Raw genomic sequence first — 16,213 nt, 5'->3', positions numbered from 1 at the left:
CTCGATTATCGCGTCGCGCGCACCGCTGCGCGCACGGTGTTTCGCATCAGCATCGCGATGGTCATCTTGCCGACGCCGCCGGGCACCGGCGTGATGAGCGACGCCAGCTCCTGCACACGATCGAAGTCCACGTCGCCCACGAGCCGCGTTCCGCTCTTCTTCGTTGGATCGGCGATCCGATTCATGCCGACGTCGATCACGACCGCTCCGCGCTTCACCATGCCCGCCGTAATCATCTGCGGCCGTCCGGCGGCGACGATGAGAATGTCGGCACGGCGCGTGTGCATTGCGACGTCACGCGTTCGGCTGTGACACACCGTTACCGTTGCATCCGCGAATGGGCCCTGCTGCACCATCAACGCCGCCATCGGCTTCCCGACAATGTTGCTTCGCCCGACGACGACGCATTCTGCGCCCCGGGTATCCACTTCACACGCCTCGAGCATGTACTGTATGCCCGCCGGCGTGCAGGGCACGAACCCATCTGTCTCGCCGATGAGCAACTTTCCAACGTTCACCGGATGGAAGCCATCGACGTCCTTCTCCGGCAGAATCCGCCGCAGAAGGACGTCGGCGTTTATGTGACGTGGCAGCGGCATCTGCACGAGGATGCCATGCACCGCGTCGCTCGCGTTCAAGCGATCGACGACGTCGAGCAGCTCCCTCTGACTGGTCGTCGCCGGCAAACGAATCGTCTCGCCAGCCATACCGAGCTCACGAGACGTCGCCTCTTTGCTCCGCACGTAGACCGCACTGGCCGCATCGTCGCCGACGAGTACGACGCTCAACCCGGGCGTTACGCCTCGGGTCCTGAGCTTCTCGACTTCGTCGCGGACTTCAGCCTGCACGCGCGCCGCGATCGCCGCGCCATCGATGATGTTCCCGCGGACCGGTGACAGGGGATTCAGCGCGACATCACCGGGCAAAGTCTACGGCCCTCGTCTCACGAATGAGCACGACCTTGATTTGCCCGGGATACTGAAGCTCCGTCTCGATGCGCCGCGCGATTTCCTCCGACATCGTCGTCATGCGCACGTCATCGACGTCATCGGGCATGACGATGACGCGAACTTCACGACCCGCCTGAATTGCGAAGACCTTCTCGACTCCCTTGTAGCTCGACGCAATGCGCTCCAGACCCTCGAGGCGCTTGACGTATGTCTCGAACGCCTCGCGTCGCGCGCCGGGTCGAGATCCCGAAATTGCATCCGCCGCTTGCACCAGGACCGAGATCTCGCTCTCGTGAGGCACGTCGTCGTGATGCGCGGCGATGCAGTTCACGATGAGCGGGTTCTCACCGTACTTCGTCGCCACCTCGACGCCGAGCTGGACATGTGTGCCTTCATGCTCGTGGGTCAGCACTTTGCCCACGTCGTGGAGCAGCGCGCCCCGCTTGGCGAGGTTTACGTCGAGGGCAAGCTCGGCCGCCATTATCCCCGCGAGCCAGGATACTTCCTTGGAATGCTGGAGGATGTTCTGCCCGTAACTCGTTCGCCAATGCATCCGTCCAACGAGTTTGATGAGCTCTGGGTGGAGGCCGTGGATGCCGGTCTCATAGGCCGCCTGCTCACCGATCTCGATGATCTGCGTGTCGACTTCCTTGCGTGATTTGTTGACGACTTCCTCGATGCGCCCGGGATGGATGCGTCCGTCGGACACGAGCTTCTCGAGCGCGAGGCGCGCGATCTCCCGACGTATCGGATCGAAGCACGACACGACGACCGTGTCGGGCGTGTCGTCGATGATGACGTCGACGCCGGTAGCGAGCTCGAACGCGCGAATGTTGCGTCCCTCGCGCCCGATAATGCGTCCCTTCATCTCGTCGTTCGGCAACGAAACCGCGGACACGGTACTCTCAGCGGTGTGATCGGCGGCAATTCGCTGGATTGCCAGCGCGACGATCTTCTTCGCCTCGCGCTCGGCGTTGCGACGCGCGGCTTCCCGGATCTCGCGCACTCGGTTCGCCGCGTCGGCGTGGGCCTCTTCCTCGATCCGACGGATCAGCTCCGTCTTGGCATCCTGAGCCGACATCCCCGCCATCTGCTCGAGCCGCCGGCGTTCCTCCGTGACGAGGACGCCCAGCTCTTCCTCGCGCTGGATGACGGTTTTCTCTCGCCGCCCGAACTCGCTCGCGCGTCGCCCGAGATCACGGTCGCGCTGCTCGAGGACGTCCGACTTCCGATCGAGCACCGTCTCGCGCTCGGTGATACGCCGCTCCTCGCGCTCGACTTCCTCGCGTCGCCCTCGGACTTCCTGTTCGAATTTCTCACGAAGTCTGATCAGCTCTTCCTTACCGGCAACGATCGCGCTCTTTCGCAGATTCTCCGCTTCGCGCTCGGCCTCGGAAACGATGCGCTGTCCCGTCTCTTCCGCGGTCGATTTCGTGGCGGCGAGGCGCTTCACCTCGTTCGCGATTCCAATCCGACGCCCAAGAAAGAAGAAAGCCGCGGAGGCGAGTATCAGAGCGCCAAGCGCGGCAGCGAGAGTTTCACTCATTTTGATCTATGCTCCACCGCGAGTGGGCGCGGAGTAGGAGTAAACCACGCTTTCCGCAGGGCGCATCTCGAGCGCTCGACCGAGTTCACGCCGGCGAAGGGCGCGAGCTGGGATGAGCTAACTATAAAGAGCGCTTGTACCTACGGTCAGCTTGCTACAGCGGGCAAAGCTACGACGGGTACGAGCAAAAGGCAACTGAGGTAGGGCCAAACCTACCGCTCACGCCAAGCGAGCGCGAGGCCCGGAAGCGACGTCGCGACAGCCACGCATTGGCAACCAAGAAAAAATTTGTAACGTCGCCATGTAATTGGGTACGAGCGCGACGAAGCGATCCGTTAAATCAGCCGGATCCGTTCGATCCGTAATCAACTTGTTCGTCGTGGCCCGCCGAGCTGGTCACCGAGAAGGACCGACATGCCGACAATTCAGCTGGTTGAAGAGAAGCTCACGCGCTCTGTCATAGGTGCCTTCTATGACGTCTACAACGAATTGGGCTTCGGGCATTTCGAGCACGTCTACAAAGCCGCTTTGGAGCGTGAGCTGTTGGCGCGAGGTCATCAAGTTGGCCGCGAGGTCGCCGTAATGGTGATGTACAAGGGTGAGGCTCTGGCGATGGAGCGTCTCGACATGATTGTCGACGGCAAAGTCGTCGTCGAGGTCAAGTCGACGGCGGAGCTTCATCCATCGGCGATGCGGCAGACGTACAGCTACCTTCGAGCGACTCATCTGCAGGTTGGACTGGTGCTTCACTTCGGCTTGGAGCCGAAATTCCATCGCGTGGTCGAGCTTCGAAAACGAGCCACAACGACAAAGCACATTACGGATCGGACGGATTCAGCTGATCCAACGGATCAAAGCTTGACCGTTGGACCTACTGCTGCAACGAACGCTGAAGGCTGAAGATGGTTGACGCTGGGTCTTTATTGTGTTGTGCGCGCCGGGATAGCGAGCAACTCTCGCGTCTCCTCGCTCAACGTTCGAATCGATTGCGAGAGCTGATCGGAATTCTCCCGGGACTCGAACAGCTCGCCAGCGATCTGGAGGGCCGCGAGAATCGCGGCCTTGTTCGTTTCGACGATCATCCCCGACGCCATTACCTGCCGGATCGCACGATCGACGTACTCGGCCACGGCTCGCGTTTGTTCGACCGACGTGTCGCTACGGATGTTGTACTCCTCGTTGAGGATCATCACCTTCACGACATTTCGTTTGTTGCTCATCGGTCCTCCATCTCCGTCTGCTGACGAAGGAAGTGAACCCGTTCGAGCACCGAGCGCGTTCGCGCGCTTGCCGCGTCGAGGCGTCCGCGGAGCGAGGCATTCTCTTGCTCGAGTGCACGGATCCGCTCGCGGACGCGTGGCGGGCCGGGATCGTCGGCTACGCTGTCGAGATCGCGAAGCCTCGACTCTGCGGCGAGCGCGCGTTCGCGATAGCTCGCGAGCTGCTCGCCAAGATCGCGGACCACTGTCTCCAACTCGCGAAAGGCCGCGATGTCAGTTCGTGCGTGCGCGGACATTCAGCATCTTCTCCAAATGACGTAGCACATTCGTCCGTCTGCCTTCGATCTCCTTCGCGCTGAGTGTGCGCTCTGGATGACGGAAGGTCAAACGCCAGGCGAGACTGCGGTGCCCGGACTCGATGTTCTTTCCCGCGTACTCGTCGACGAGGACGACCGACTCGAGCGTGTCTCCCGAAACAGATCGAATCGCCTTCTCGATGTCGTGCGCCTTTACACCATCCGGTACGAGGAGCGCGATGTCAATCGGGGACGCCGGCTGCGACGGCAGCGGAATGAATGGGCCCACCTTGATCGACGGGTACTCCGGCGCGCGGTGCGCGTTCTCGCCCGCCGGCGCAACGATACTCGAATCGATGACGCCGAGCGAGACCTCGACGCCAAACGCCGGCTTCGCCCAGACCTGCGCGTCGAGAGCAACCTGGCGCACCAGCCCGACTGCGGTTCCGTCGACGACAATTCGCCAGAGCTCAACATCTTTGCCTTCCTCGAGCGTGATGACAGCACCTCTGAACGTCTCTCCCGCGGCGAGCTCGGCGAGCGCCTTTGCGTCCCACTGATCGAACGTCATCGCGCGCTCGAATTCGTCGGTCTTCGGATCGCTGAAATGCGAGGGGCGGCGCCGCCCCATGATCAGCGCGCCGACGTGCAGCTCCTCACGCGGCATCGCATCGGCAGTCGCCATGAAGACGGAGCCGATCTCGAACAGCCGCACGTCGCCCTGCATGCGCCCGACGTTGAACTCCGCTCGACGCGCGAGGGTGTCGAGAATGTCGCGCCGGAGGTAGGGCTCATTCTCGTTGAGTGGATTCGCAACTCGCACGAACCCCTTCGACGCGCCGGAGACGAACGGCATCGGTCGCGTTTCGAGAAGTCCCGCCCCCACGAGCACGTCCCGGACACGTCGCGCCACGAGCCACTGCGGGTCGTCCGGGACGTTGCCGGCCCGGAAGGGTCGGATCTCGTCAGGGAAGCTATCGTAGCCGCGCAGCCGCGCGACTTCCTCGATCAGATCGATCTCGCGAAGGATGTCGCTCCGCCACGACGGCGCCATCACGCGCACGACGTCTCGCGACTCGACGCGTGCGTCGAAGCCGATCGACCGCAACAGCGACGCCGTGTCCTCCGCCGCGACGGGCTCGCCGAGCACCTTGCCCACTCGTGAGGCACGCAGCGTCAGCGGCGACGGCAGCTGCTCGCCCGGGTAAATATCAACCGGCGCATCCTCGACGCGTCCTCCGGCGACAGCGATGATGAGTTGCGCCGTGCGCTCGAGAGCGACCGGCGCCAGATTCGGATCGACGCCACGCTCGAAGCGATAACTCGCGTCGGTCGACAGGCCTAACGAGCGACGCGTCGATCGCGTTCGTTGCGGATCGAAGCTCGCGACCTCGAGCAAAAGATCCGTCGTCGATTCGGTCACCTCGCTGTCGCGCCCTCCCATGACGCCCGCCAGTGCTTGCGGACGCGCGGCGTCGGCAATCACCGTCATTGCGTCGGTGAGCGCGTGCTCTGCGCCATCGAGCGTCGTGAGGCGCTCCGCGGCGCGGGCGCGCCTCACGACTACCGCCGAGCCGCCGAGCTTCTGGCGATCGAAGGCGTGCGTCGGCTGGCCGAGCTCGTGGAGCACGTAATTCGTCGCGTCGACGACGTTGTTGACGGACCGCGATCCGACGGCCGCGAGCCGATTCACCAACCATTCGGGGCTCGGTCCAACGCGAATGCCGCGAATGACCACGGCCATGTATCGTCGCGCGAGCCCCTCCTCGTCGAAGCGCACCTCGATGTCACCGGTCCGTCCCTTGCCGCGAACGCGCGTCGCGGCGGGAATCTTCGCGGCCGCACCTTCGATCGGCGGTAACGAGAGCGGTGAGTCGACGGCCGCGGCAATCTCTCGCGCAACGCCGATGTGGGAGAGCAGGTCGGGCCGATTGGGACTCACGTCGATGACGAGCCGGGTGTCGCCGACCGGCATGATCCGGAGAAACGGCGTTCCGGGCGCCACGTCGACGGAGAGCTCCATGATGCCCTGCTGATCGTCGCCGAGTCCGAGCTCGCGCGGAGAACAGAGCATGCCGTTCGACGTCTGGCCGCGGATGCGGCGCTTCTCGATCTTCAAGCCGTTAGGCATCGTCGTGCCAGCCGGCGCGAACGGATAGAGCGTGCCCGGCTTGACGTTAGGCGCTCCGCAGACGACGTCGAGCAGCGCGCCGCCGCCGGCATCGACCTTCGTGACCCAGAGGTGGTCGGAATCCGGATGCGGACCCGCTTCCACGACGCGCGCCACGACGATCGCGCTCAGGTCGGCCGCGAGCGGCACGAGCTCGTCGACGGTCGCCACTCGCGACGTTATCAAATCACGCAACTTCGCCGGCGTCTCGTGGAACGGGACGAACGCGCGCAGCCAGTCGTACGAGACGTTCACGCGTCGACCTGGGCGGAGAGTTGCGCCGCGGCCTGCTCCAGGAATCGCACGTCGGAGTCGTAGAGGACGCGAATGTCCGGAATGCCATAACGACTGATGGCAATGCGCCCCGGACCCATGCCGAATGCCCACCCCGTGTATCGCTCGCTATCGACACCCGCGGCCTCGAGCACCGTTGGGTGAACCATTCCCGAACCGAGGATCTCGACCCAGCCGGTCTGCTTGCAGACGGCGCAGCCCGAGCCGCCACACACGCCGCACTGCACGTCCATCTCCGCGGAGGGTTCCGTGAATGGGAAAAAGCTCGGGCGAAAGCGCGTCGGCCGCTTGCCGAAGAATCGGTTCGCGAAGCGCGTGAGCGTGGCTTTCAGATCGACGAAGCTGATGCCTTCGTCGACGCAGAGGCCTTCGATCTGCTCGAACGCCGGCGCGTGCGAGGGATCAAAGAAGTCTCGACGATAGACCCGGCCAGGAATCAACACGCGAATCGGCGGCGCATACCGCTGCAGCGTCCGCGTCTGCACCGGCGACGTATGCGTACGCAACACGACGTCGCCGGTCAGATACAGCGTGTCGTGAAGGTCCATCGCCGGGTGGTTCGGCGGGAAGTTCAGCGAGCCGAAGTTGTACCACTCGGTCTCGGCTTCCGGACCGGTAGCGATCGTGAACCCGAGCTCGCGGAAAATTCCCTCGATCTCTTCGATGACGAGCGTGACCGGATGCTTCGCGCCGCGCCACTGGCGTCGTGCGGGCATCGTCGGATCGGCGAGCTGCGCCGCTCGCGTCCCCCTCTCCGTCAATTCACGCTTGCGTGATTCGTACGCCTCCGTGATCTGCTGCTTGACCAAATTGAACTGCCGTCCGGCGCTCGGCCGATCTTCCTTCGCCAGCTTGCCTAACGCGACCTGGAACTGGCGCAGCTCACCGCGCTGATCGCCGAGATATTCGATGCGAGCCTCCTCGAGCTGCCCGAGTGAGCTCGCGTTCCCGAATGCTTTGAATGCGCGCGTGGCGAGCACGCCAGAGAGTTCCACGAACTCCGAGAGGTTCGGCTTTTCAGGCAGCAGACTTAGCGCCATAGGATAAAGACCTTCTCGTTAGCCGCAGAGGACGCTGAGGAACCAACAGTTAGGATCATTGTGGACTTCGGGGATCGCTCGAGCTTGAGACGCGAGGCGTGAGTCGTGAGATCCCGCCTACTCCGTGAGGCGTTGCGCGCATCCCACCCACCATCGGCTCGCCGATGGTGGGTGGGATGCCCGCGTGCCACATCGAAAAGGCACGATCTCATCACTCACATCTCGTTTCTGAAGCTCGGCTTCGACGCGACTCGTCCCGAAATTCTGTGATGAACCAGACATTAAGCCGCCGTTGAGCTCCAACGAGAGATGCAATCTCTCTAAGCGGAGCGCGCCTTCTCGGCGAGCGCGGTAAACGCCGCCGGATCGTGAACCGCGAGGTCGGCGAGCATCTTTCGATCGACTTCGATGCCGGCCTTCTTGAGACCGTTCATGAACACGCTGTAGCTCATGTCGTTCTGGTGCGCGGCGGCGTTGATGCGCGTGATCCAGAGACGCCGGAAGTCACGCTTCTTCGCCTTGCGGTCGCGATAGGCGTATTTCCAACCGCGCTCGACGTTCTCCTTCGCTGCCTTCCACAGCTTGCTCCGGCCGCCGAAGGCGCCGCGAGCTGCTTTCATGATTTGATTCTTCCGCTTCAGACGCGGAACACCGGATCGTGCGCGAGGCATGGTCTGTACTCTCCGTTAAGCCTGAAGCAGTCGCTTGATGTGCTTGATCTCGCCGTTGGTCGACACGAGGTCGGCCTGGCGAAGTCGGCGCTTCCGCTTCGCATCCTTCTTCGTGAGGATGTGGCTCTTGAAGGCGCGCATGCGCTTGATCTTTCCCGAGCCTGTAATCTTGAAGCGCTTCTTCGCGCCCTTGTGCGTTTTCATCTTCATCGGAACGCCCTCATTTCGGCGCCAAAATCATCGTCATTGACTTTCCTTCCAACCGACCCGCGCTCTCGATCTTGGAGTTCTCCGAGAGCGCGTCTGCCACGCGGTCGAGTACGGCCTGCCCGAGCTCGGGGTGGGCCACCTGCCGACCGCGGAACATCATCGTCACCTTGACCTTGTTCTTCTCCTCGAGGAATCGGCGGGCGTGACGCACCTTGGTATCGAAATCGTGATCGTCGATGCCCGGCCGGAACTTCACTTCCTTGAGCTCGATGACGTGCTGTTTTTTCTTGGCGACGCGTGCTTGCTTCGCCATTTCGAATTTGTACTTGCCGTAGTCCATGATCCGGACCACTGGCGGACGTGCGGTTGCAGCCACTTCGACCAGATCGAGGCCTTGTTCCTCCGCCATGCGCAATGCGGCATCGACCTCGAGAATGCCAAGCTGTGAGCCGTCAGCCCCAATGACGCGAACCGGGGTGATGCGGATCATGCGGTTGACCCGCACGCGTTTCGTTGTGTCCTGAATACCGAAGATCCTCAGCGAGAGAAAAGAAAAACGCGGACCCTTGATGGAGTCCGCGTAGCACGCCGCCGAGCCCCAGTCAGCGAGGTCGCGGCGTCGAGAGTGGACTCCTGCAGCACGCCTCGCGTGCGTCCGCGAGGGCCAGAGGGTGGGAGCGGCGACAGGCCGCTCCGCTTAGCGCATTGAAGCGAATGAAGTTAGGCGGGACGGCCAGGAGAGTCAAGCGGCGAGAAGCCCCTAGCCCCTAATTACCTCATTCGCTTTCGCAAACCCCGTCGCTGCGTCGTGCTCGAAGACCAGGAGCCAGTCCTCCGCACGCGCACGCGTGAGAATTCGGCGCTTCGTCTCCAGCGTCACCAACGGCTCCACGTCATACCCCATGATCCACGGCAGTGGCAGGTGTGCCGTCGTCGGGATGAGATCGCCCAGATAGACTGCCCGCTCGCCAGCGGACTCGAGGAGCAAACTCTGATGCCAGGGCGTGTGCCCCGGGGTGTGCACCGACGTAATACCGGGCACGATCTCGCGCTCGCCCTTGATGAAATCGTACCGATTTGTCTCGGCGATCGGGACGAAATTGTGCGCGAAGTAACTGCCCGCCGTCCGCTCGTTGACATGCGTCGCGAACTCGTACTCGCCTGCCTGTACCAGATAACGCGCGTTCGGGAATGCAGGACGCAATTGTCCGTTCGCCTCGAGCACGACATTCCCGCCGGCGTGATCGAAGTGGAGATGTGTGTTGATCACGAGCGCCACATCCTCGGGCCGCACGCCGATCTCGAACAAACCGTCCTCGAGCGCCGTGGGTCCGTGCTCGCCGCGATTCTCGACACAGTAGATGTCGTAGAACTTTTCGCTCTCCTTGTTGCCGGCCCCGGTGTCGATCAGGACGGGACCCACGTCGTGCTCGATCAGCAGGCAGCGCATACCGAGCTGAATGCGATTTCGCTCGTCAGGCACAATGCGCTTTTGCCAGAGGGGTTTCGGGACGACGCCGAACATCGCGCCGCCGTCGAGCTTCTGCCCGCCAGCTTGAATCGCGTGAATGGTCCAGCGGCCCAGCCGTCGCGTCTCGATGCGCGGGCCAAGACGAGTGGGCGCCGTGTCAACGGCCGGAGTCATGCCGTCGTGTCCTTGTCGACGGGTCGTGGGAGAGCCGGCGGGCGCCGGCGGCGATGACGCACGGGGATCGGTCGGATCAGGAGGTGCTGCATGTCGTGCCAGGTCTCACATCCCTCACGTCGCGCGTCCTCGAGCAATCGCAAAAAGACCTGCGCCGTTGCCTCGGCATCACCGCCGGCGCGATGACGACGCGTGATCTCGACGTCGTAGTGCATGGCGACGTAATCGAGTGACCGTCGGCGAAGCTGTGGCAACAGCTTTTTTACGAGTCGGACGGTGCAGAGCCGGCGTCCAGCGAGCGTGCGACCGGTCGCGCGCTCGATTTCCATGTTGAGAAAACGCCAATCGAAGTTCACGTTGTGCGCGACGAACACGCGTCCGTCCAGTGCGCCGAGGAGCTGATCGCAGATTTCGGAGAACACCGGCGCGTGACGCACCATGTCCGCCGAGATGTTCGTCAGGCTCGAGATCCAGGGCGGAATCGGCCGCTGCGGATTGACGAGCGTGTCGATCAGGGTCGTCGCGACGCCATTCCTGACCTCGACGACCGCGATCTCGGTGATCCGGTCGCCACCGAAGGTTCGGCCGCCCGTCGCCTCGACGTCGACGACGGCATAGGATAATCCGGCCAGCGCTTCGGTCGACGGGAATTCCACGTCGCGGACCAGCCCCCAACGTCCGTCGGGCTCGCGAACGAAGCGGCTATGGCCGGCGAGCAGCGCCCTTGCCATGTGCTCCGCGACCGCCGCCGGCATCGTCGGCAGCTGGCAGACGTGGGAGATGAGTGTTCTCGCATCAGCGGGCCCGCTCGCGAGATAATCGACTGCACGAAGTGTCAGTAGCGTGTCCCGCGGCTGAACCGTGACGCCTGACGACGCCTCCCTCAATCCCACGGATCCTCCCGCTGCACGGGACACGTCATGCACCGCGGGCCGCCGCCACCGCGCAGGAGCTCCGACCCCTCGAACGAGATCACCGCGCGGTCGCCCTCGGCGATGCGCTCTTCACCGGTGAGGAACGAAACGCCGGAGATCACGCGAAATCCCATCTTCTGCATTTCGTGCAGCGTCATCTCGTTGCGTTGATAGGACATCACCACACCCGGGCGAAGCGCCACGAAGTTGCAGCCGGAGGCCCACTGCTCTCGCTCCTGCGTCGTGCGATGACGACCGCCGCACGAGATCGGCTCCATGGGCATCCCGCACGCCTTGAGCGCGGCGAAGATGCTCGTCGGCTCGCGCAGCGTCGTCTCGCCTTTGTGCCAATGCAACACGGGCAAGCGCTCGGGTCCGATAAAATGGGGCGGGTAGACGACGCACAGCTCACGATCGACTTGCGTGAATACCATATCGAGATGAATGGCCGTCGTTACCTTCGGCATCACGACCACCAGAATATCGGTGACGTCGGTCTGCTCGAAGAACAAGCTCGCCAGCTGATCGATCCCGGCGGGACTTGAGCGTTCGCTGAACCCGATGAGGACGAGGTCGTTGCGCAGTGCGTGCACGTCGCCGCCCTCGAGCGTGTAGTTCACCCGCCGCTCCGAGGCGCCATCGTAGAGAATCCCCGCGTTCGCCAGCTGCGGATGATGGAGGAAGATCGTCTTCATGATGATCGCTTCCGTCCAGCGGATCGCGTAGCGCATCGATCCGATGAGCACGTGCTTTCCGGTCGCCGTACAGCTGTCACGCGTGAAGAAAAGGTTTGGAACGGGTGGCAGCACATAGCCGACTTCGTTGAGCGACTTGGCCAACGGTCCCGGCGGCTCCTCGCGCCCTTCGATCAGCAGGCGGACGATCGTCTGCGCGTCGAGCTGGCTCAGGTCGCGGGCGAGCGGCTCCGAGGGGACGATGTCCATCGTCTCGCGAATGAGGAGCTCGCGCGCGTCGGCGTTGGCGAGCACGTCTGCGAGGAGGTCGCGGACCTCATAGACCTTCGCGAATCGCTCGAGAATGGCCAGAAAGCGCCGGTGCTCACGCTGGGCGCTGTCGGAGTCGATGATGTCGTCGTAAAGGAATTCGGCCCGGTTCGTCGGTGTCACAGCGCAGAGCTCGGGACCCGGGGAATGCACCACGACACTGCGCAGGCGCCCGATTTCGGACGAGACGTGGACCGACATGCCCGAAGATAACCGAAGGGTAGTGGCTGGTGCAGGCGGAACGGCGTCTTTAACTTGTGAATTCGTTCACAAGCCGGACGCTGAGCGCCAGTGGCGAAACGCATCGCTGATTCGACCGTTCGACGTCTCTCCGCGTATTTGCGCTTCCTCGAAGACTTCGAGAACCGAGGTCTCGAGACCATCTCGAGCGAGGAGCTCGCGCAGCGCGGCGGGACGACTTCGGCGCAGGTGCGGAAAGACCTGTCCTTCTTCGGGTCGTTCGGAAAGCGCGGATTGGGTTACTCCGTGCCCGAACTGGCGGGCCGCTTGCGCGAGATCCTCGGCCTTGGCCGCGAGTGGAAAGTGATCATCATCGGCGCCGGCAAGATCGGCGCGGCGCTCGCGCAGTATCGTGGCTTTCGGCAGCGCGGATTCCAGATCCTGGCCGCCTATGATGCGAACGAGGAGAAGATCGGTCTCAAGCTCGAGGGAATCCCGGTGCGCGACATCGCGCAGCTCGAGCGTGACGTCAAGCAGGATCACCCGGACATCGCGGTCCTCACCGTCCCCGGCGACGAGGCGCAGCGCGTGCTCGACCGCATCGTGAAGACCGGGATCAAGGCAATTCTCAACTTCGCTCCGACGCAGCTCCAGGCGCCGCCCGACGTCACGGTGAAGACCGTGAACATGGCGATGGAGCTGGAGGGGCTCAGCTACGCGCTGACGAACAGAGAGTAGCGCGGGGCTTGGGCCAGCTTAACGCTCAGTTCGCGTTGCGCCGCGATGGCTGCACTCACGGACAGCCTGAATGCACGGGCCACAATGAAAAGAGTATTACGGATTGAACGGATGTAGCTGATTGAACGGATCCCTCCTTGTGCGGTGCGACTCCGCTCGCAACGAGCCCGGACGATTCTTTGTTACGACCTCGGGATGCCCCGACGCCCGATGGCCACGCGTGCTCAATGAGTGTGCAGTTAACAAAAATTCCCGGCTCGTTGCGAGCGGAGTTGTAGCGTTCGCGGAGCGATCCGTTCAATCAGCTGCATCCGTCTAATCCGTAACACCCTTTTTTCATTGTGGCCTGCTCGCTGACTCGTCTCCGAGCAACCTCGCGAATTCAACCGGCGAAAGAGTCTCCGGCCTGACAGCAGGATCTATTTGCGCCGCAGCGAGTATCCGCTCGGCGTTAGCCGCGTCGAGATTCCAGAGCTCGCGCAGTACGCGGCGCATCTGCTTGCGTCGCATGCCAAAGGCGGCTTGGACGAATGATCGGAACTCCTGTTCCTCCGACGCGGAGATCACCGGATCGACGCGCGGCGTTAGGCGAAGCACCGCGCTGTCAACTCGCGGAGGAGGATGGAATGCGCCGCGGCTCACGTGAAAGAGCAACTCGGCCTTCGCCACCGCCTGTACGTTCACAGACAACGCACCGTACTCGCGATTGCCCGGCGGCGAAACGATCCGCTCGGCGACTTCTCGCTGCACGAGATAGACGGCGCGTTCGGGCCGCGGCCGCGTCAGGCTCCGAAATAGAATCGGCGTCGTGATGTAGTACGGCACATTGCCGACGAGGACGTACGGGCCCTTCGCCAGTTCGCCGAAGTTCAGGTCGAGCACGTCGTGCTCCACGATCGTGACGCGCGAGTCGCCTGAATACCGCTCGCGAAGCAATGCCGCCAGCGCCCGGTCGTACTCGATCGCGACGATGTGTCCCGCCCTCTCGAGCAATATCTCCGTCAGCGCCCCACGCCCCGGCCCGATCTCGATGACCAGCTCCGACCCCCGGAGCTCGAGTGCATCCGCAATGCGGCCAAGGATTCGTCGATCGTTGAGAAAATGCTGACCGAGGCTTTTCCGGACCGGTGGTAGTCGAGGCGCCATCTAGCCCCTATGCCCTAGACCCTAGCCCCTCAACTGCGCAGCAGCACGATCGTCTGGTCGTCGCGACGCGGCGTTGCGCCGCTGTGCGCTTCGACGACCTCGATGAGGCGACTGAGAATCGATGACGGTGCCTCGTGACGATAGCGACGAATCGTTTCGAGAAGTGCCTCCTCACCAAGGCGCTGACCGGTGCGGCTCCGCGCATCGCTCAAGCCATCGGTGAACAGCACGAGTAGATCGCTCTCGGGATCCCAGTGACGCCGCACGGTTCTCGGATGCTCCTCGGCCATGCCGAGCGGCGGATCGTTGGCGGCGAGTCGCTCACAGTTCCCATCCGCGCCGACGACGAACGCGTGCGGGTGTCCCGTATTGGCGTACAGCACCTCGCCCCGCGTTCGATCGATGACACCGTAAAAAGCCGAGATGAACATCTCCGTCGTTGCGAGCTCGTCGCGCACGGTGGAGAACAGCGCGTGCAGCGTCTCGCCCGGATCCGCCGTCGTCTGTGCATGAATCGCGGATGCGCTCATCGTCAGGGCCATGATCAGCGCCGCCTGATAGCCGTGGCCGGACACGTCGCCAATCATTGCCCCGACGCGTCGATCGCCGAGCCGGAAGAGGTTGTAGAAATCGCCGCCGACGCTCTCGGCGGGCATCACGCGCGCGGCCACGATCGCGTCCGGCTCGACGATCGCCGCTGCCGGTAGGAGCTTCATTTGCAGGTCGTGCGCGAGCTCCATCTCGTACAGCAATCGCTCCTGCGTGAGCGAAGCGCGCACGAGGCGAGCGTTCTGGATCGCCGTTCCGATCTGTGTCGCGATCGCTGCAATCAGCTTCTGATCGCCGGCGGTGAATTGCTGCGGCGATCGCCGATCGGACAGGTTGACGACGCCTAACGGTTCCCCACCCCGCGGCGTCGTCCACATGATCGGTACAGAGAGCATCGAGCCCCGGCGGTACGGCGCCTCGGCCGGACACTGCATCTGATCGCCTTCCACGAGCAGCGGATGTTGCGTGCGAAAGACACGCGCGCTCACGCTGCACGGATCCTGAACGCCGATCGAGGATGCCTGCGACGCATCGGCGCCGAGCACGGCGACGACGCCGAGCGTGTCGGTGGCTGGGTCGTGCACGAGGATCGACGCGCGCCGAGCGCCAACGGTCTCCGAGATTTCCGTGAGAATCGTCCGCGCAGCTTCCTCGAGCGACACGGTGCGGCCGAGAATCTCGCTGATCGTATAGAGCAGATTGATCTCTTCGTATCGCTCGGCGAGCTCGTTCGCGGCGTGCTCCACCTCCAGCGCCGACTGCAGGTATTGGGATACGACGGGGAGCATGAAGCGCATGTAGCTGTCGAGATCGGCCTGCGGCGTACCGCACGGACCGAGCGCCAGCCACGCACGACGGGGGCCCGGCACGGCGGCGACGAGGATACGCCCGGCCTCGGAATCGACAGAGCGGATTCCCTCCGATAGCGGCGGGACGTTCTCCAGCGTCGGCACCTGCCCAGTCGTCGCCTCGGCGACGAGCTTCCCGTCGACCTGAACCAACACGGCTGACTCGCACTGCGTTGCCGCGCGAAACGCCGAGAGCACGGCCGTGAGATCGGTCATTCCCGGCGCAGCGTGAGACGCACGATGTTGCCGCGGCCGTCATCGAACCGCTCGACACGATCCATCAGCTGGCGCATCAGAAACAGCCCGCGTCCATCCTCTCGATCGACATTACCGGGCGTGGTCGGATCCAGCGTGCACTGTTCCAGGTCGAAGCCAACGCCTTCGTCACGTACTTCGATGACGAGGTGCGCCGTGTCGACGCGCGCCACGACGTGCACGTGCTTCGCCGGATCGTCGTTGTTGCCGCGCAGAATCGCGTTCGAGAGCGCTTCGGTCAGGGCTACGGCGAGGTTTAGCATCAACTGACGGGCGCCGAACTTCATCAGCGCGCATTCGCGTTGAACGAGCTCGACGACCTTTTCGATGTATTGGACGTCGCTGGGAATGTCGACTTCGATCACGCGCGAGTCACTCACCGCGGCTGCCCTCGTGCGCGCTCTGTCGCCCCGCTTCGCTTCCTCGGCTCATCTCGCTTGGATGCGACGCCGGGCACGGCTGGAATGGGTGCCGTGCCCGGACATGGTTGGATTCGCTAGCGTCGCGGCGACCAGGGTGGTCGGGCGCGGCGCCCGG

General features: G+C 63.4%; 17 protein-coding genes. 2 read left to right on the top strand and 15 right to left on the bottom strand.

Annotated features, from left to right (window positions below):
* Positions 1 to 5: 5 nt before the first annotated feature.
* Together VGH98_04000 and rny are read right to left on the bottom strand one after the other, a co-directional pair.
* Positions 6 to 926, bottom strand: a complete 921-nt coding sequence (locus VGH98_04000; protein HEY2375119.1) for a bifunctional 5,10-methylenetetrahydrofolate dehydrogenase/5,10-methenyltetrahydrofolate cyclohydrolase — start codon at positions 924 to 926, stop codon at positions 6 to 8.
* Positions 916 to 2,496 (bottom strand): ribonuclease Y, encoded by a 1,581-nt coding sequence (rny, locus tag VGH98_03995; GenBank protein ID HEY2375118.1) that lies wholly within the window; start codon positions 2,494 to 2,496, stop codon positions 916 to 918. Before rny ends, VGH98_04000 begins: the two co-directional genes overlap by 11 nt.
* Before the next feature lie 414 nt (positions 2,497 to 2,910).
* Between rny and VGH98_03990 the strand changes: the two genes are divergently transcribed.
* Positions 2,911 to 3,396: a GxxExxY protein gene (locus VGH98_03990; GenBank protein HEY2375117.1), complete on the top strand. Its 486-nt coding sequence runs from the start codon at positions 2,911 to 2,913 to the stop codon at positions 3,394 to 3,396.
* A gap of 20 nt (positions 3,397 to 3,416) precedes the next feature.
* Here the strand turns inward: VGH98_03990 and zapA are convergent, their stop codons facing one another.
* From zapA to VGH98_03940, 10 genes are all read right to left on the bottom strand, one after another.
* Positions 3,417 to 3,716, bottom strand: a complete 300-nt coding sequence (gene zapA, locus VGH98_03985) for a cell division protein ZapA (GenBank protein ID HEY2375116.1) — start codon at positions 3,714 to 3,716, stop codon at positions 3,417 to 3,419.
* The gene (locus VGH98_03980; protein HEY2375115.1) at positions 3,713 to 4,012 is read right to left on the bottom strand and encodes a hypothetical protein; all 300 of its coding nucleotides are present in this window, start codon (positions 4,010 to 4,012) and stop codon (positions 3,713 to 3,715) included. The genes zapA and VGH98_03980 overlap by 4 nt, the downstream gene beginning before the upstream one ends.
* Positions 3,990 to 6,437, bottom strand: a complete 2,448-nt coding sequence (gene pheT / locus VGH98_03975; GenBank protein HEY2375114.1) for a phenylalanine--tRNA ligase subunit beta — start codon at positions 6,435 to 6,437, stop codon at positions 3,990 to 3,992. Before pheT ends, VGH98_03980 begins: the two co-directional genes overlap by 23 nt.
* Positions 6,434 to 7,516 carry a phenylalanine--tRNA ligase subunit alpha gene (locus VGH98_03970; GenBank protein HEY2375113.1) on the bottom strand — a complete coding sequence of 361 codons (1,083 nt, stop codon included), beginning with the start codon at positions 7,514 to 7,516 and terminating at the stop codon, positions 6,434 to 6,436. Before VGH98_03970 ends, pheT begins: the two co-directional genes overlap by 4 nt.
* A 320-nt stretch (positions 7,517 to 7,836) precedes the next feature.
* Positions 7,837 to 8,187 carry a 50S ribosomal protein L20 gene (rplT, locus tag VGH98_03965; GenBank protein HEY2375112.1) on the bottom strand — a complete coding sequence of 117 codons (351 nt, stop codon included), beginning with the start codon at positions 8,185 to 8,187 and terminating at the stop codon, positions 7,837 to 7,839.
* 15 nt (positions 8,188 to 8,202) lie between these two features.
* Positions 8,203 to 8,397 carry a 50S ribosomal protein L35 gene (gene rpmI / locus VGH98_03960; protein ID HEY2375111.1) on the bottom strand — a complete coding sequence of 65 codons (195 nt, stop codon included), beginning with the start codon at positions 8,395 to 8,397 and terminating at the stop codon, positions 8,203 to 8,205.
* Between the two features lie 10 nt (positions 8,398 to 8,407).
* Positions 8,408 to 8,923 carry a translation initiation factor IF-3 gene (gene infC, locus VGH98_03955; protein ID HEY2375110.1) on the bottom strand — a complete coding sequence of 172 codons (516 nt, stop codon included), beginning with the start codon at positions 8,921 to 8,923 and terminating at the stop codon, positions 8,408 to 8,410.
* 234 nt (positions 8,924 to 9,157) lie between these two features.
* Complete coding sequence (locus VGH98_03950) at positions 9,158 to 10,042, bottom strand: MBL fold metallo-hydrolase (protein HEY2375109.1); 885 nt, start codon at positions 10,040 to 10,042, stop codon at positions 9,158 to 9,160.
* Positions 10,039 to 10,935, bottom strand: a complete 897-nt coding sequence (locus tag VGH98_03945; protein HEY2375108.1) for a 3'-5' exonuclease — start codon at positions 10,933 to 10,935, stop codon at positions 10,039 to 10,041. The genes VGH98_03950 and VGH98_03945 overlap by 4 nt, the downstream gene beginning before the upstream one ends.
* Positions 10,926 to 12,161 carry an arginine deiminase family protein gene (locus VGH98_03940; protein ID HEY2375107.1) on the bottom strand — a complete coding sequence of 412 codons (1,236 nt, stop codon included), beginning with the start codon at positions 12,159 to 12,161 and terminating at the stop codon, positions 10,926 to 10,928. The genes VGH98_03945 and VGH98_03940 overlap by 10 nt, the downstream gene beginning before the upstream one ends.
* A gap of 90 nt (positions 12,162 to 12,251) precedes the next feature.
* Here VGH98_03940 and VGH98_03935 point away from each other — a divergent pair, with 90 nt between their 5' ends.
* Complete coding sequence (locus tag VGH98_03935) at positions 12,252 to 12,878, top strand: redox-sensing transcriptional repressor Rex (GenBank protein ID HEY2375106.1); 627 nt, start codon at positions 12,252 to 12,254, stop codon at positions 12,876 to 12,878.
* Positions 12,879 to 13,214: 336 nt separating this feature from the next.
* Here VGH98_03935 and rsmA read toward each other — a convergent pair whose 3' ends face one another.
* Genes rsmA through VGH98_03920 form a run of 3 tightly spaced genes read right to left on the bottom strand, consistent with a single transcriptional unit; the run spans position 13,215 to position 16,056 of the window.
* The gene (rsmA, locus tag VGH98_03930) at positions 13,215 to 14,024 is read right to left on the bottom strand and encodes a 16S rRNA (adenine(1518)-N(6)/adenine(1519)-N(6))-dimethyltransferase RsmA (GenBank protein ID HEY2375105.1); all 810 of its coding nucleotides are present in this window, start codon (positions 14,022 to 14,024) and stop codon (positions 13,215 to 13,217) included.
* Positions 14,025 to 14,053: 29 nt separating this feature from the next.
* Positions 14,054 to 15,637: a GAF domain-containing SpoIIE family protein phosphatase gene (locus VGH98_03925; protein ID HEY2375104.1), complete on the bottom strand. Its 1,584-nt coding sequence runs from the start codon at positions 15,635 to 15,637 to the stop codon at positions 14,054 to 14,056.
* Positions 15,634 to 16,056, bottom strand: coding sequence for an ATP-binding protein (locus VGH98_03920; protein HEY2375103.1), 423 nt, complete (start codon positions 16,054 to 16,056; stop codon positions 15,634 to 15,636). The genes VGH98_03925 and VGH98_03920 overlap by 4 nt, the downstream gene beginning before the upstream one ends.
* Positions 16,057 to 16,213: the final 157 nt, after the last annotated feature.

The sequence above is a fragment of the Gemmatimonadaceae bacterium genome, assembly GCA_036496605.1.
Classification (GTDB): domain Bacteria; phylum Gemmatimonadota; class Gemmatimonadetes; order Gemmatimonadales; family Gemmatimonadaceae; genus AG2.
The sequence above is the reverse complement of the archived record's forward strand: the minus strand, read 5'-3'. Positions and strand labels throughout refer to the sequence as shown.

Bases quoted from the DNA above. Each gene is read 5' to 3' on its own strand.
- VGH98_03980 (HEY2375115.1), bottom strand. From the start codon at position 4,012: ATGTCCGCGCACGCACGAACTGACATCGCGGCCTTTCGCGAGTTGGAG.
- rsmA (HEY2375105.1), bottom strand. From the start codon at position 14,024: ATGGCGCCTCGACTACCACCGGTCCGGAAAAGCCTCGGTCAGCATTTT.
- rpmI (HEY2375111.1), bottom strand. From the start codon at position 8,397: ATGAAGATGAAAACGCACAAGGGCGCGAAGAAGCGCTTCAAGATTACA.
- VGH98_03990 (HEY2375117.1), top strand. From the start codon at position 2,911: ATGCCGACAATTCAGCTGGTTGAAGAGAAGCTCACGCGCTCTGTCATA.
- rny (HEY2375118.1), bottom strand. From the start codon at position 2,496: ATGAGTGAAACTCTCGCTGCCGCGCTTGGCGCTCTGATACTCGCCTCC.
- zapA (HEY2375116.1), bottom strand. From the start codon at position 3,716: ATGAGCAACAAACGAAATGTCGTGAAGGTGATGATCCTCAACGAGGAG.
- VGH98_03950 (HEY2375109.1), bottom strand. From the start codon at position 10,042: ATGACTCCGGCCGTTGACACGGCGCCCACTCGTCTTGGCCCGCGCATC.
- VGH98_03940 (HEY2375107.1), bottom strand. From the start codon at position 12,161: ATGTCGGTCCACGTCTCGTCCGAAATCGGGCGCCTGCGCAGTGTCGTG.
- VGH98_03925 (HEY2375104.1), bottom strand. From the start codon at position 15,637: ATGACCGATCTCACGGCCGTGCTCTCGGCGTTTCGCGCGGCAACGCAG.
- rplT (HEY2375112.1), bottom strand. From the start codon at position 8,187: ATGCCTCGCGCACGATCCGGTGTTCCGCGTCTGAAGCGGAAGAATCAA.
- VGH98_03970 (HEY2375113.1), bottom strand. From the start codon at position 7,516: ATGGCGCTAAGTCTGCTGCCTGAAAAGCCGAACCTCTCGGAGTTCGTG.